The sequence below is a fragment of the Arthrobacter sp. 35/47 genome (assembly GCF_000520475.1).
GTDB classification, from domain to species: Bacteria; Actinomycetota; Actinomycetes; order Actinomycetales; family Micrococcaceae; genus Arthrobacter_D; species Arthrobacter_D subterraneus.
The window spans coordinates 95,318-109,262 of record NZ_KI914603.1 but is presented as its reverse complement, the minus strand read 5'-3'; the positions used below and the strand labels follow the sequence as shown (position 1 = coordinate 109,262).

11 protein-coding genes are annotated in these 13,945 nt (G+C 63.9%); 2 read left to right on the top strand and 9 right to left on the bottom strand.

What is annotated here, in order from left to right; translation table 11 throughout:
- Window positions 1-39: 39 nt before the first annotated feature.
- From X803_RS0110980 to X803_RS19365, 9 genes are all read right to left on the bottom strand, one after another.
- On the bottom strand, window positions 40-1,236 hold the full coding sequence (locus X803_RS0110980) for a type II toxin-antitoxin system HipA family toxin (protein ID WP_051470678.1): 1,197 nt from the start codon (window positions 1,234-1,236) through the stop codon (window positions 40-42).
- Window positions 1,233-1,439 carry a helix-turn-helix transcriptional regulator gene (locus tag X803_RS0110975; protein WP_035778704.1) on the bottom strand — a complete coding sequence of 69 codons (207 nt, stop codon included), beginning with the start codon at window positions 1,437-1,439 and terminating at the stop codon, window positions 1,233-1,235. The genes X803_RS0110980 and X803_RS0110975 overlap by 4 nt, the downstream gene beginning before the upstream one ends.
- Before the next feature lie 278 nt (window positions 1,440-1,717).
- Window positions 1,718-1,939 carry a helix-turn-helix domain-containing protein gene (locus X803_RS0110970; RefSeq protein ID WP_173400912.1) on the bottom strand — a complete coding sequence of 74 codons (222 nt, stop codon included), beginning with the start codon at window positions 1,937-1,939 and terminating at the stop codon, window positions 1,718-1,720.
- On the bottom strand, window positions 1,939-2,568 hold the full coding sequence (locus X803_RS0110965) for a hypothetical protein (protein ID WP_026545172.1): 630 nt from the start codon (window positions 2,566-2,568) through the stop codon (window positions 1,939-1,941). Before X803_RS0110965 ends, X803_RS0110970 begins: the two co-directional genes overlap by 1 nt.
- Window positions 2,569-2,656: 88 nt before the next feature.
- Window positions 2,657-4,198 carry an arabinosylfuranosidase ArfA gene (locus X803_RS0110960; RefSeq protein ID WP_026545171.1) on the bottom strand — a complete coding sequence of 514 codons (1,542 nt, stop codon included), beginning with the start codon at window positions 4,196-4,198 and terminating at the stop codon, window positions 2,657-2,659.
- 39 nt (window positions 4,199-4,237) lie between these two features.
- A complete protein-coding gene (locus X803_RS0110955) occupies window positions 4,238-5,164 on the bottom strand; it encodes a carbohydrate ABC transporter permease (RefSeq protein ID WP_026545170.1) in 927 nt (308 codons plus the stop codon).
- Window positions 5,164-6,105, bottom strand: a complete 942-nt coding sequence (locus tag X803_RS0110950; protein WP_026545169.1) for a carbohydrate ABC transporter permease — start codon at window positions 6,103-6,105, stop codon at window positions 5,164-5,166. The genes X803_RS0110955 and X803_RS0110950 overlap by 1 nt, the downstream gene beginning before the upstream one ends.
- 72 nt (window positions 6,106-6,177) lie before the next feature.
- The gene (locus tag X803_RS0110945) at window positions 6,178-7,536 is read right to left on the bottom strand and encodes an ABC transporter substrate-binding protein (RefSeq protein ID WP_084033659.1); all 1,359 of its coding nucleotides are present in this window, start codon (window positions 7,534-7,536) and stop codon (window positions 6,178-6,180) included.
- A gap of 165 nt (window positions 7,537-7,701) precedes the next feature.
- Window positions 7,702-10,053: a beta-xylosidase/alpha-l-arabinosidase gene (locus tag X803_RS19365; RefSeq protein WP_051470677.1), complete on the bottom strand. Its 2,352-nt coding sequence runs from the start codon at window positions 10,051-10,053 to the stop codon at window positions 7,702-7,704.
- Between the two features lie 238 nt (window positions 10,054-10,291).
- On the opposite strand from X803_RS19365, the gene X803_RS19360 reads away from it, so the two are divergent.
- Together X803_RS19360 and X803_RS19355 are read left to right on the top strand one after the other, a co-directional pair.
- Complete coding sequence (locus X803_RS19360) at window positions 10,292-11,338, top strand: LacI family DNA-binding transcriptional regulator (RefSeq protein ID WP_035778630.1); 1,047 nt, start codon at window positions 10,292-10,294, stop codon at window positions 11,336-11,338.
- A 189-nt stretch (window positions 11,339-11,527) separates the two neighbouring features.
- Window positions 11,528-13,285 carry an HNH endonuclease signature motif containing protein gene (locus X803_RS19355; RefSeq protein ID WP_051470676.1) on the top strand — a complete coding sequence of 586 codons (1,758 nt, stop codon included), beginning with the start codon at window positions 11,528-11,530 and terminating at the stop codon, window positions 13,283-13,285.
- The last annotated feature ends 660 nt before the right edge of the window (window positions 13,286-13,945 follow it).

Below are 13,945 nucleotides of genomic sequence, written 5' to 3'. Positions count from 1 at the left end.
GATTGGCTCTTTGTACGGAACACAGGAACGGTAACTGGATCAGTCCGCAAGTTCCCGGCGTCGGAATCGCAGTTCCCGCTTCGCTCCGTTGAGCGGTGAACCGCTGAATGGGAGCTGGTCCAAATCGATCGATTTGGCCGCGGTAAGCGCGAGCCCGATTGCTGTTTTCACGGCCCGGTCCGGCAGCCCGAGAGTATCCGCAAATTCCGCCCAATGCTTCGCTTTCAGGTTCCTGATTCTGCCCGCAATCGGCAGCGCCATCGTGTTGTCGCCATAGAGCAACGTGCATGGGATGTCGTAGACCGGCGCCACCACGAAATCTCCACGTGTACTACCCAGTACCGACACATTCTTCGCGTGAAGGTCACCGTTCCCTGTAAGCCACGCGAAAAGGAACTGAAGGTAGAGGTTGCGGCGAGCGATGGCGCCGGCTTTGCAGACTCCTGCCAGAGCCAGGACAACTTCCTCGGCATCGACCCCGTATTTTGCACCCGGAGGCAGGTTCAGCACTTGAGTGGCGTCCTCCTGCGGCAGACGGTGCAGCGCGCCGGCTTCCCAGCGCCTGTCGAACCGTTCGACCAGCAGCCCGGGCAACATGTTCCGGTCTGCTACGAGAGAACTTCGCGTTACCGGAATCTTCAAAGCCTTCGCGCCTGCCAAATGCATAGCCTCGTTACGGATCAGATGCGGGTACTCCGGAGGATTCAGCTTGAGGATGTACCGACGCCTCTGAATTGCCAGCGGCACGGTAAGCATGGAGGCACTGGCCTTGGCTTGAACACCCGGCAGAGCGTGCAGATCTACGGCGTCGAATAACGAGGCGAAGTCGGTTTCTTCCGGCGAGGTTGCGTTGGCAGCCGCCTTTGGTTCAGCCGGCGCTTCACCGTGAGGGACAACTTGCACATCGCCTGGAACATCTGCACCGACCGCCAGCAGGAGAGTCAACTCGTCATCAAGGCTGGTCTTCACAGCCCTGCGCAGCAAGCTCAGCCTGTACCCTTCCGGCAACAGGCCCGCGAAAAACGCGGGCAGGGAGCCGGCAGGTGTCTCGACCGTGCTTTCGGTCAACGGCAACGTGCTGGCAATAGGACGTGAGCCGCTCCCCAGGAAGGCCGTGGTGTAGGAAAAGCGTGTTCCGGCGGAGGATGTCCGCTCCAAATGTCCGGCAAGCACTCCGTTCTGATAGACGTCGGATTTGCGGATGAACCGCAGATCCTGCAGGTCCGAGCCCCTCACCGGACCTCCACCCGCAGGCCCAGCACCCTTGCAGCGGCAATCACTGCAGCCATCGAAGGGTTGCCCGTACCGGTTTCGATCGCTCGGATCGTTCGCTCCGACACCCCTGATAAATCGGCTAGGTCCCTCTGCGTGATCCCTGCCTGCTTTCGCGCGTCACGCACGCTTTTGGCGATCTCGTCGACGCCCTCAGAGCCATCCATATCGGCAGTATAGTGCCGATTATGGATGGGTTTATAGCACCGCACACCCTTTCCTATCTAAATCGGCGTTATCGTGCCGATTTTTGCTGATTTACCGAATTTGAGCTCTCAAGGAGACCTCAACCGGCAAAATACTGCCGACTCACCAAGTATGAGCATCCAGTCGATTCACGGAACCTGACGACGTCTGGCTGGCTTTGGCACGCCGGCGACTCGGTCAAGACCCACACCGTGGTCACCGCTGATTTCCCCGACCTGGAACGACGACGGCGGCAAGCTCACGCCTCATGGACCAGCAGCTCCCCCACCTCGCACTCCAGAACGCCACAGATGGCCGAAAGCGTGGAGAATCGAATCGCTCTCGCGCGGTCATTCTTCAGGACCGACAGGTTCACCAGGCTCACCCCAACGCGCTTGCTCAGTTCCGTGAGGGTCATCCCACGTTCCTCGAGGAGCTCATCGAGCCGGCAGTGGATCCCGGCATCCTCCTCCGCCGGCATCAGACCAGCCCCTCGGCGTCCTTCTGCAGGCGAAGGCCGAACTGGAAGACGCCGGCCACCAGCACAAGGACGATCCCGGCCATCACCGGTCCGATGTTGAAGTCCGCCATGAAGATGATGCTCTCGTCCGGGGTGCGCTGATTGGCTCCGACCAGTTCGGCCAGCCGGTTCCGGGCAACCGAATCGATCACCTGTCCGGCGGTTCCGGCGATGGCGAGCACCGCTCCGCAGGCCCCGACGATCCAGACGGATCCAGGGGTGAATAGGTTTTCGCCCCGCAGGCGGAACGCCAGGAGGAACAGCAGCACCAGGACAGCAAGGATGCCCACCTGGCTCAGCACCCCTGCCCAGGCCAGGAGCGCCGCCTCGCCGGAGGGAACTGCCGGAAGAGTCACCTCGACGGCGGTGAACCGCCCCTCCGCTCCGAGCTGCAGCCCGGCCGGCTGCTGCTGCGTTGAGGCCACCGGCAGGGTGAGCGTCGCCGGACCGGTGAAGGTCTCGATGATGCCTGTGACGGTGAGGGCTGTCGTGGCAATCGCAGCAACCGCGGCTGCGATCATCAGCGTCATCGCGTCCACCCTGGAGACGACCTTCTTCGTTTTGAGCGATGCGCCCCTGGACCGTTCCATGAAATCCCCCTGAATTATCGACAGTCGATAATAACGACTATCGATAACCTAGGGCACGCTACTAGTCAGGTCAAGAGTCGCTCGGCACTCAGCCCAACGCCACCGCGGTCCAGGAGACCGGCGGGAGCGTGACGGTGAGGGCACCGTCGTCGTACGTAGCCGTTGTATTCGGCTGAAGCGTCACTCGCTCCGGCGCGTCCTTCGTGTTCCGGGCATAGACGTCAGCATCGGAGATCATCTGCGTTTCAAGCACCGACATATCGCCGAGCTTCGCCAGGTCCACGGTGACCGTCAGGCTGTCCGTGAGTGACCGGTTGACGAGGAAGACGGCGGCACGTCTGCTCCCGGCGTCGTAGGTTGCCCCGGCATCAACCAGCGGCACGCTGCCGAGTTCATCGGTCTCGTACTGCCCGCTTTCCACGCGGACGTCGAGAGCGACGCCGACCGCGAGCCTGGAAGTGACCGCGAACGGATAGTAGGTGGTCTGCCGCCAGGCCGGGCCACCGGGCTCCGTGGTGATCGGCGCAATGACGTTGACCAGCATGGACATGGCCGCCGAGGTGACGCGGTCCGCGTGCCGCAGGAGTGAGATGAGCAGTCCCCCGACCACCACCGCGTCGGCGACCGAATACACGTCCTCAGCGAGCCGCGGCGCCTCAGGCCAGTTATCCCCCTCGATCTCGTCGGTCCGGTAGAACCGGTCGGTCTGGCGTGGGAAGCTTCGAAGGTTGTCGCCCAGGTACCAGACATTCCACTCGTCGAACGAGATGTTGAGCGTCTTGTCGCTCCGCTTCAGTGCTTTGACGTGATCAGCGGTCGCAATGACCACGTCAAGGTACCGGTCCATCTTCACCGGGGAGGCCAGGAACGACCCGAGGTCGCCGTTCTTCTCCTCGTAGTAGCCGTGGCAGGAAATGTAATCGACGTCGTCGTACGCGTGCTCAAGGACCACCCGGTCCCAGGTGGGGAACGTCGGCATGGTGGGGTGCGAGGACCCGGACGCCACCAGTTCCACCTCCGGATCCAGCTGGCGCAGTGCCTTCGCTGTGCGCGAGGCTTTCTTGCCGTAGTCATCGGCCGAGGAATGCCCCACCTGCCAGGGCCCATCCATTTCGTTGCCGAGATACCACATCCTGATGCCGAAGGGGTCCGGCTGCCCGTTGGTGATCCGCTCTTCCGACAGCGTGGAACCCTTGGCGATATTCGCGTACTCGACCACATCGAGGGCGTCCTTGGTATCCGCGGTGCCGAGATTGACCGCATACATCAGTTCGCCGCCCACCTTCCGCACCCAGGAGGCGAACTCGTGCAGACCCACCTGGTTGGTCTCGGTGGACCGCCACGCCAGGTCAAGCCGGCGGGGACGCTGATCCTTGGGGCCGATACTGTCCCTCCACTGGAACCCGGAAACAAAGTTGCCGCCCGGGTAGCGGATACCGGTAACGCCCAGCTCCTTGACGAGCTCGATGACGTCCTGGCGGAAGCCCTCCTCATCCGCGGTGGGGTGCCCGGGCTCGTAGATCCCCGTGTACACGGCGCGGCCCATGTGCTCGATGAAGGATCCGAAGAGCCTGCGGTTGATGGGGCCGACGACGTAGCTCGGATCGACGGTCACTCGGGCCTGGGACATGCTGCTCCTTGGAAGGTGGGTGAATAACGTTCGAGAGGACTACTTGAGGCTGCCGAGCGACAGCCCGCCCTGCCAGTACTTCTGCAGCATCAGGAAGGCGATGATCAGCGGGATCACCGACACCAGCGCCCCGCTGGTCACCAGGTGCCACACCAGGCTGCTCGCCGTGGCGGAGTTCGACTGGACCTGCCAGGCGTTCAGCCCCACGGTGACGGGAAGCAGTGTGGGGTCGGAGATCATGGCGAGCGGCAGGAAGTAGTTGTTCCACCCGCCCACCACCGAGAGCAACATGACCGTCACGACCGCCGGCCGCATCAGCGGCAGCGCGATGGTCAGGAAGGTCCTGAACTCTCCGGAGCCGTCCACCCGGGCCGCATCGAGCAGCTCATCCGGGATGGCATCCTGCACATAGACGCGCATGAGGTACACGCCGAACGGGCTCAGCAGCGACGGCAGGATCACGGCCCAGATGGTGTTGGTGAGCCCGAGGTTGTTGAACAGCACGTACGTCGGAATAACAAGTGCCGTCGCCGGGACCATCACCGACGCCAGCAGGATCATGAAGCTGACTGTGCGTCCCCGGAAGCGGTACTTCGCAAACGCGTAGCCCGCAAGGACCGCCAGGAGCGTTGCTCCGATGCCTCCCGCCGTCGCATACAGGAACGAGTTGCCCAGCCACTTCAGGTAGATCCCGTTGTTGTACGTCATCAGCTGCCCGATGTTGTCGAACAGCGCGAAGTTCTGGTCGAACCACAGCGGGCCCCCGGTACCCGTGAAGAGCCCCTGCGTGCTCTTGGTTCCGGCAACAAAGAGCCACCACATGGGAAGGAGGAAATAGAGGGAGGCAATGGCAAGGAGGATGTGCAGGCCAACGGCCTTGTCCTTCCGCGGCTTACCTGACCCCCGTGTCTTCCGCGGACCGGCAGTGGTGGGGGCGTCGTTGTTCAGGAGTGGTGAAGTGGTCATCAGCGGAGTCCGCTCTGCTTGCGGGTGGCGATCAGGAAAATGATGGAGGCGAGGAAGACCAGCAGGCCGAGCGCAAAGGAGATGGCCGACGCATAGTTGAACTGCTGATACGAGAACGCCAGGTTGTAGGCGTACAGGTTCGGCGTGTATGCGGCGTCGATGGCGTTACCGGCCAGCGGGGCGAGCACCTGAGGCTCCGTGAAGAACTGCAGCGTCCCGATGAGTGAGAACACCACCACCAGCACCAGCGACGACGCGACAATCGGCACCTTGACCTGCAGCGCAGTCTGGAGCTTCGACGCCCCATCGATCCGGGCAGCCTCGTAGATGGACGGATCGATGGACTGCAGCGAGGCGTAGATGATGATCATGTAGTAGCCGGTCCACTGCCAGGTCACGATGTTGGTCAGCGACCAGAAGATCGAGTCCCGGCTGAGCATGTCCGGCGCCTGCATCTGCAGGAATTCGAAGAACGTCACCAGCGGGCCGAACGAGGGGCTGTACAGGAACCCCCACATCAGGGCTCCGATCACTCCCGGGATGGCGTACGGCGCGAAGATCAGCAGCCGCGAGAAGCGGGACAGCCTGCTGCGGACGTCGTCGAGGATGAGCGCGAAGATGAGCGCCAGCCCGATCTGGAGCGGCACAAAGACGACGGCGAACGCTGCCACCCGCCCCATGCCGGACAGGAAGCGCTGGTCGTTGAATGCCGTGACGTAATTGGCCAGCCCGGCGAACTGCTCACCTGCCGCCAGGGTGTTGGTGTGCAGGCTCATCCAGAAGGCGTAGGCGAGCGGCAGGACGAGGAAGACCAAAAATACGACGGCGAACGGAGCGAGGAACACCCAGCCGTATCGGGCGTGCTTCTGTTCCAGGGTGGTTCCCCGCTTCGCCGCGGCGGGGGCAGGGCTGGGCTTACGTAGCGGTGTGGTGGCTGACATGTGTTACTTCCTTGGGGAGGCAGGCGGGAGAGCCGCTGTGCGGGCGGGAGCTCCCGCCCGCACAGGGGTGTCTCATTTCAGGGTGAAACCCTGATCGGTGGCGTAGGTCTCAAGCGAGACCTGCAGCTCTTCCGCTGCTTCGGTAGCGGACATGTTCCCGGCAATCGCCTCCGACAGCAGTCGCTGTGACTCGTCGTAGTAGTACTGCGAGAACGGCGAGAAGGTCACGCCCTCATAGGCGAGAGCCGCAGGACCGAAGACTTCCTTGTTGATCTGCTGACCGCCGTAGAACTCGTACGGGCGGTCCTGGAAGTAATCGGACTCGATCATCTCGGGGTAGGCCAGGAAGAGCCCGCCCACCTCGACGCCGAGTTCCTTGTTCTCCTGGGGTTCGTAGAGCTCGGCGGCTACCTTCGTGGCGAGCGCCGGGTCCTCGGCCTGGGCTGTGACGGCCAGGGTGCTGCCGCCCCAGTTCACCTGCTTGGGCTCGGAGCCGTCCCACTGCGGAATCGGAGCCGCACGCCACTCGGCGCCCTCCTCCGCCCCCTCGAACGCGGGGATGTGGATGTTGTACCAGACCGGGTAGATGGCGGTGGCGTACCGGCCGCCGCCCAGAGCGGTATTGAACTCCGACGTCCACGCCTGGTCCGTGCCTACGAGGCCGCGGTCAACCAGGTCGATCCAGTACTCGTAGACCTTCTTGCTCGCCTCGTCGTCGTGGTTGATGCCGATCTCGGTGGGATTGCCGTTGTCGAATTCGAAGGGCACGGCTCCGGCCTGGTCGAGGAGCGCGTAATGCTGGCCGGCTCCGTTGGGCGCGAAGTTGCCGATGAGGGTCTCGCCACCGGTCGCTTCACTCAGCTGCTCGCCTGCAGCCGCGTATTCCTCCCAGGTGGTCGGTACCGGAATGCCATGCTCCTCGAAGAGGTCGGCGCGGTACCACATGCCGACCGGACCGAGGTCGACCGGAACGGCATAGACGCCGTCGCCGCTGGAGACGTCCCGCCAGGCTCCCTCGGTGAAGCTGTCCTTGTACTCCTCGATGCCGTGCTCGGCCATGTTGACCAGGCCACCCTGGATGAGGAAGCTGTTCAGCCAGTCGTACTCGATCTGGACGATGTCCGGAGCCCCGGACTTGGACTGCAGCGACGTCGACAGCTTGGTGTAGGCGTCCGCTCCCTGGCCGGCGTTGGTCCAGCAGATCTGGACGTCGTCGTGGCTTTCATTGAAGTTATCGACCGTCTGCGCGGTGTCCTCAAACCAGCCCCAGTACGTGACAACCGGGACATCCTGCACCTTGATTTCGTTGGTGCAGTTGGTCTTGCTTGCTCCGGCGCCGCCTCCGCCGCCGTTACCGCTTGTGCAGCCGATCAGTGTGACTGCCAGTGCCGTGGTCATCCCTGCCGCAAGCAGGGCTCTTCTCTTGGTCATTGTGTTGCTGGTCCTTTCGCGGTGCAAAGACACCGTTGTCGGCGGCGATGATGCCGCAATTGCTGCGAAGAAAATCCGTTCGTCTGACGCGCTTGTCCTCCTAGCCCGGCTCGAATGGTGCGTCCAGGCGGTTGTGCCGCCCGTCGTCGTCGTTCTTTTCGAAAGTCATGAGGCTCCTTCTCGCTCGTGCCGCGAGGTGGTTTCGACGACGGCCAGGAGTGCGCGGTCAGCGCCTACCTCGCGGACAGGGCCGGTGAGCCTCAGGTTCAGTGCCGTGTGGATGTCCGCGCTGGAGCGTGCAATTCGGAGCTCAACGTCGCCCGGCTCCACGATGCGCCGGCCCTCGATTCCGGTGAAGGCCGTAAGGTCGGCCGAGACGGTGATGCTCACGCGGGCCGACTCCCCCGGATCCAGTTCCGCGCGCGCGAACCCGATGAGCCGCTGCAGTGGGCGCGTCACCTGCGCCACCGGATCATGGAGATACAGTTCGACGACGTCGGCTCCCCTCACTTCGCCGGTGTTGGTCACGGTCACCCCGACTGTCACCTCGCCGTCAACCGGCCACTCGGTCCGGCCATGCAGCTCGCGGACATCCGACCATTCGAAGCTCGTGTACCCCAGGCCGTGTCCGAACGGGAAGGCCGGGGTGGGGTCGAGGTTGGAAACCCCGGACTTCATTCCCAGCGGCGGGGCCAGGTAGGTGCCGGGCTGCGAGCCGGGCTCCCGGGGAATGCTGACCGGAAGACGCCCCGACGGCGAGTAGGCCCCGGCGAGCAGGTCGCTGACGGCGCGGCCGCCGCGCTGGCCCGGGAAGAATCCCTGCACAATGGCAGCAGCTTTTTCTGCCGCAGACCCGAGAGCATAGGGGCGGCCAGCCAGAAGGACGACGACGACGGGCGTCCCGGTGGCCAGCACCGCTTCCAGCAGTTCGGACTGCACTCCCGGCAGCTGCAGGTCGCTGGCGTCGCACCCTTCACCGGAGGTTCCTCGCCCGAAGAGCCCTGCGCGGTCCCCGAGGACAATCACGCAGACCTCGGCATCCTGTGCGGCGCAAACCGCCTCGGCGATTCCGTCCCGTTCCGGCCCGTCCACGGTGCAGCCCTGGACGTACTGAACGGAGCCGAATGCGGTGCGCATCTCGTCAAGCACGGACGGGATGTCGATGCCGAGCGGCACCTCCGGGTGCTGGCTGCCCACATGTGCAGGGAAGGAATAGCACCCCAGCATGGCCATGGGGTTGTCTGCGAGAGGCCCGACGAGCGCTACTTTCGCGGCGCTCTTCAGGGGCAGGGCGCCGTCGTCGTTCTTGAGCAGGACGAGGGACTGGCGGGCCATTGCCTCACTGAGTTCCCGGGCTTCCTCCGTGTCGAAGTCAAGGTCCTCAATTGCGTCGGGAAGCGGGTCCCAGCCGACATCGAGGAGGCCGATCGAGATTTTCTGGGTGAGCACGCGATGGGCGGCCCGGTCCACCAGCTCTTCATCGATCCGGCCCTCGCGTACGCCGTCGATCAGCGGTGCACCGAAGGTGTCAACGGTGGGCAGTTCGACGTCGACGCCGGCGTCGAGCGCCAGGCCGGCAGCTGCCGTGCCGTCCGCGGCAATGCGGTGCAGGCGTTCAAGGAAGCGGATGCCGAAGTAGTCGGCCACCACAGTTCCCTCGAATCCGAGCTGCCCGCGAAGGATCGTTGTGAGCAGCTTTTTGTCCGCGGCCGAGGGAACGCCGTCGATCTCTGTATAGGAGTGCATCACCGAACGTGCGCCGCCATGTCGCAGTGCGGCTTCGAACGGGGGAAGGATGACGTCGGCGAATTCGCGCTGTCCCATGGCGACCGGTGCGAGGTTCCGTCCGGCGCGGCTGGCGGAGTAGCCGGCGAAGTGCTTCAGGGTTGCGATGATTCCGGCGTCTTCGAGCCCGCGGACGTAGGCGGCTCCGATGGCGCCCACGAGGTAGGGATCCTCCGAAATGGTCTCTTCGGTTCTGCCCCAGCGGTAGTCGCGGGTCACGTCCAGGACAGGGGCCAGCCCCTGGTGAATTCCGGCGGAACGCATTGACTGCCCGATGAGGTTTGCCATCCGCTCGGTCAGTGCCGGGTTGAAGGTGGCGCCCCAGGCGAGCGGAACGGGGTAAGCGGTGGCGCGCCATGCTGCCAGTCCGGCCAGGCATTCCTCGTGAACGATCGCGGGGATGCCGAACCGGCTTGAGCCGGCGATGTGCTGTTGGGATGCCGCCAGGGACCGTGCGGCGGCGACCGGCTCTACCGGGGCGGTTCCGAATGGCCGGGTCAGTTGGCCGAGGCCGTTCTCCGTGAGGGAGTTCCAGTCGATCGGTTCCGCCAGATCCTTCTGGAGAGGCGCTACGCCGGTGCCCGAAGCATCGGCGCCCACCCAGACGCCCACCAGTTGCGCGGCTTTTTCCTCCAGGGTCATGCGGGCAACGAGATCCGCGGCCCTTGCCGATGGAGAGGCGGATGCGTCCTGCCAGTGCTCGGCGCGGACAGACCCCGTAACGGTGGACATGGAACCCCTTTGTTGATTTCCGGCACTGACTGCGCTGGTCTGGCTTCGAGCTCTGGGAGTTAGTTCTCTTTGCCCCCGCGAGCTAGTTTCGAAAACTGTTGCGAAATGTTTGATGTAATACTTGTCACTATCTGGGGAACTGTCAAGACCTTTTCCACCGTTGAAAATTCGCGCCGAGAGCCGCACGCGGGAACTGCTACGGTTTCCACAGAGATTTCGAAAGAGCGAGGACACCCACATGTCAGCCGAAGGATCATCGACCACCGGCACCGCCAATGGCCGGACGACGATCGCCGAGATCGCCGCGAAGATCGGCGTTTCGGTCCCGTCAGTGTCAAAGGTGCTCAATGGCCGCTCTGATGTTGCGCCGGCGACCCGGCTGAAGATTGAAAAGGCGCTGCAGGAGCACAACTACCAGCGGCATTCCAAGCAGACCGGGACGTCGTCGTCACCCTTGGTGGAGCTGGTTTTTCATGAGCTGGATTCCGCCTGGTCGATCGAAATCATCCGTGGTGTGGAGAGCGCGGCGCGGCGCAACGGTCTCGCGGTGGTTCTCTCCGATCTTGGTGGACGGCACAGCCCGGAGCAGCGATGGATGGACGAGGTGCTGGCCCGGCGGCCGCTCGGTGTCATCCTGGTGCTGTCAACCCTGACCGCTGAGCAGCGCCGCCAGTTCGACACCCGCGGCATCCGCTACGTTGTCCTGGATACCGATGGTGAGCCGCCGGCCGATGTTCTCGCTGTCGGATCAAACAACTGGTACGGCGGCCTTTCGGCCACGCGCCATCTGCTGTCTTTGGGGCATCGTCGGATAGCCATGATTTCGGGGCCGGAGGATGTCCTCTGTTCCCGTGCCCGTGTGGACGGTTACCGTGCAGCGCACGCGGAAGCCGGCATTCCGCTTCTGGAAGACGCCATCCGTTGGGGTGATTTTTCGGTGGCCGGCGGTTTTGAAAACGGCACCGCCATTCTCAGCCGCCCTGATCGTCCGACGGCGATTTTTGCCGGCTCCGATATGCAGGCACTCGGCGTGCTGCGGGCAGCGCGCGAGCTGGGTATCGACGTGCCGCGGGAGCTATCAGTTGTCGGTTATGACGATCTGCCCCTGGCCGCCTGGGTGGGTCCGTCGCTCACCACCGTGAACCAGCCCCTGACCGACATGGCGGAAACGGCGGTACGGATGGTTGTCGATATCGCGCGGGGCACCGATCCGCGTCCGCGCAGCGTGGAACTCGCCACGCAGTTGGTTGTTCGCGAGAGTACGGGGCCGGCGCCGGCGGGGTGAGGCTTGGGTTCCGGGTTACGGGGCGGCTGATTCCGAGAGTACCGGCACTGCGCTGCTGGTTTGGCCTACGGACGGCGGCGTGTAGATCCGCTCGGTCTATTTGCCGCTGTGGATAAGCAGTGTGTCACTTCTCCTCCACATTGACTGTTGAGGGTCGATAATCGAACATGTATTCGATAAATTTGATTCATGGCCATCGCACTCCACGAGCACCGACTGCAGGAACCCTCTCTGCTGCAGTCAGTGCGGGCCGACCTCGAGGCCTTCAGCACCGAACTCGCTGACGGGTATCTCCTGCAATCACGCAGGGAAACCGCTGCAGCGCTGGTGGAAATCGAGGAACTCTCACGGCTTGTCGATCATCTGCAGCTACTTGCGGTGTCCGCGGTCGTCAGCCAGGACATCGCCGTACTCGGCGAATCGGGACCCGAGCAGGCCACGTCCGCGCAGGACTGGAACGTAACCATCTCATCATCGACCTCGCTGTCGGCATCAGCATCAGCATCGGCACCGGCACCGGCACCGGCACCGGCTCCAGCATCGTCGTCGTCGTCGTCGGCGTCGGCGTCGGCGCGCAGCAGGCAGCCGCTGTCGATCCACCGAAACACCGCCGAGTACCTGCGCGCGAAAATCCGTATCAGCCGCAGCGAAGCCAACCGCCGCCTACGCCTGGCTGCAACCATCATCCCGGCGAGCACAGGACCGGGTGCAGCCGCTGAACCTGAACCCAAGCTGCCCGTGCTCGCGGAGGCTTCATCTGCGGGGTGCCTGAGTATGCGGGCGTCCACCATGATTTGTGACGCGGTCGAGCGGGTCCGGCCGGTCGCCGAATCCCACCAACTGGAGGCCATGGAGCAGCATCTCACCAGGCAAGCCATCGAATCGGACGAAGACTGCCTGCGAGTGCTCGCCCGCCGCTGGGAAAGCACCCTGGACCAGGACGGTCAGGAACCCACCGAGAAGATACTCAGGGCACGCCAGGGAGTCTTCCTCCGCGGCCGACGCAACGGACTGCACTTCCTGGAAATCGGCGCCACCGACGAACAGTTCGAACACCTCTCCACCGTCATGAACACCGCAACCAACCCAAGAGTCGGCACTCCCACCACCCAACACGGCGGCCCCGGCACCCCGCATCCCGACGGCACGGGTCCTGCTACCGATACCGCCACCAATTCCGGTAGCCCCGCATGCTCCACAGTTGCAGGTACAGGAGCGGGAAACGCCGCACCAGTGAACGGCGACGCCCCTGGCTCACCGAAACCGCTCGAAGGCCCCCAACCCACCCGGGCACAGAACCTGCTGATCGGACTCGTGTCGGCCTGCCGTATAGCCCTGGCCAGCGACGGCCTTCCAGCATCCGGCGGACACCGGCCGCAGGTCATGGTCACCATCAACTACCGCGACCTCATCAACGACCTCGAAAAGGCCGACACCGCGTACGCCGGAAACGCCGGCCACGACGAAAGGACCGGAAACGGCGGCCGCCCCGGCCACGCCGGACACGCCGTCTTCGCCCACCAACTGAGCGCCCGCAGCATCCGCGAACTCGCCTGCGACGCCGACATCATCCCCATCGTCCTCGGCGGTGAAGGCCAGATCCTCGACCTCGGCCGCACCAGGCGCCTCTTTCCCGCCTACCTGCGCCGAGCACTCGTCGCACGGGACAAAGGCTGCGCCTTCCCCGACTGCACCGTCCCAGCAACCTGGTGCGAAGCCCACCACATCATCCCCTGGGCCACCGGAGGCACAACCACCCTCAGCGACGGCGTCCTCGTCTGCTCACGCCACCACCACGTCCTCCACGAAAACGACTGGACCGTGGAATCCATCCACGGCATCCCCTGGTTCAGACCACCCAAATACCTGGACCCCAACCGCACTCGACGAAGAAACACCTACTGGCAGGTCGAACAACTGGTCCACCAGCAACTCCATCACCACTGAGCTAGGTGAGGGCCTCGACAGAAGTAGAACTGAAGGGCCCGACGGTAGCAGTCATACCGACGACGATCGCTCATCCAAGTCGACCTCTTGTCGCATGCCGCAAAAGCAAAGCGGCCTGCCCGAGCAAGAGCTGACACGCCGTCTTCGCCCACCAACTGAGCGCCCGCAGCATCCGCGAACTCGCCTGCGACGCCGACATCATCCCCATCGTCCTCGGCGGTGAAGGCCAGATCCTCGACCTCGGCCGCACCAGGCGCCTCTTTCCCGCCTACCTGCGCCGAGCACTCGTCGCACGGGACAAAGGCTGCGCCTTCCCCGACTGCACCGTCCCAGCAACCTGGTGCGAAGCCCACCACATCATCCCCTGGGCCACCGGAGGCACAACCACCCTCAGCGACGGCGTCCTCGTCTGCTCACGCCACCACCACGTCCTCCACGAAAACGACTGGACCGTGGAATCCATCCACGGCATCCCCTGGTTCAGACCACCCAAATACCTGGACCCCAACCGCACTCGACGAAGAAACACCTACTGGCAGGTCGAACAACTGGTCCACCAGCAACTCCATCACCACTGAGCTAGGTGAGGGCCTCGACAGAAGTAGAACTGAAGGGCCCGACGGTAGCAGTCATACCGACGACGATCGCTCATCCAAGTCG

Bases quoted from the DNA above. Each gene is read 5' to 3' on its own strand.
- X803_RS0110975 (WP_035778704.1), bottom strand. From the start codon at position 1,439: ATGGATGGCTCTGAGGGCGTCGACGAGATCGCCAAAAGCGTGCGTGAC.
- X803_RS0110970 (WP_173400912.1), bottom strand. From the start codon at position 1,939: ATGCCGGCGGAGGAGGATGCCGGGATCCACTGCCGGCTCGATGAGCTC.
- X803_RS0110965 (WP_026545172.1), bottom strand. From the start codon at position 2,568: ATGGAACGGTCCAGGGGCGCATCGCTCAAAACGAAGAAGGTCGTCTCC.
- X803_RS0110960 (WP_026545171.1), bottom strand. From the start codon at position 4,198: ATGTCCCAGGCCCGAGTGACCGTCGATCCGAGCTACGTCGTCGGCCCC.
- X803_RS0110955 (WP_026545170.1), bottom strand. From the start codon at position 5,164: ATGACCACTTCACCACTCCTGAACAACGACGCCCCCACCACTGCCGGT.
- X803_RS0110950 (WP_026545169.1), bottom strand. From the start codon at position 6,105: ATGTCAGCCACCACACCGCTACGTAAGCCCAGCCCTGCCCCCGCCGCG.
- X803_RS0110945 (WP_084033659.1), bottom strand. From the start codon at position 7,536: ATGACCAAGAGAAGAGCCCTGCTTGCGGCAGGGATGACCACGGCACTG.
- X803_RS19365 (WP_051470677.1), bottom strand. From the start codon at position 10,053: ATGTCCACCGTTACGGGGTCTGTCCGCGCCGAGCACTGGCAGGACGCA.
- X803_RS19360 (WP_035778630.1), top strand. From the start codon at position 10,292: ATGTCAGCCGAAGGATCATCGACCACCGGCACCGCCAATGGCCGGACG.
- X803_RS19355 (WP_051470676.1), top strand. From the start codon at position 11,528: ATGGCCATCGCACTCCACGAGCACCGACTGCAGGAACCCTCTCTGCTG.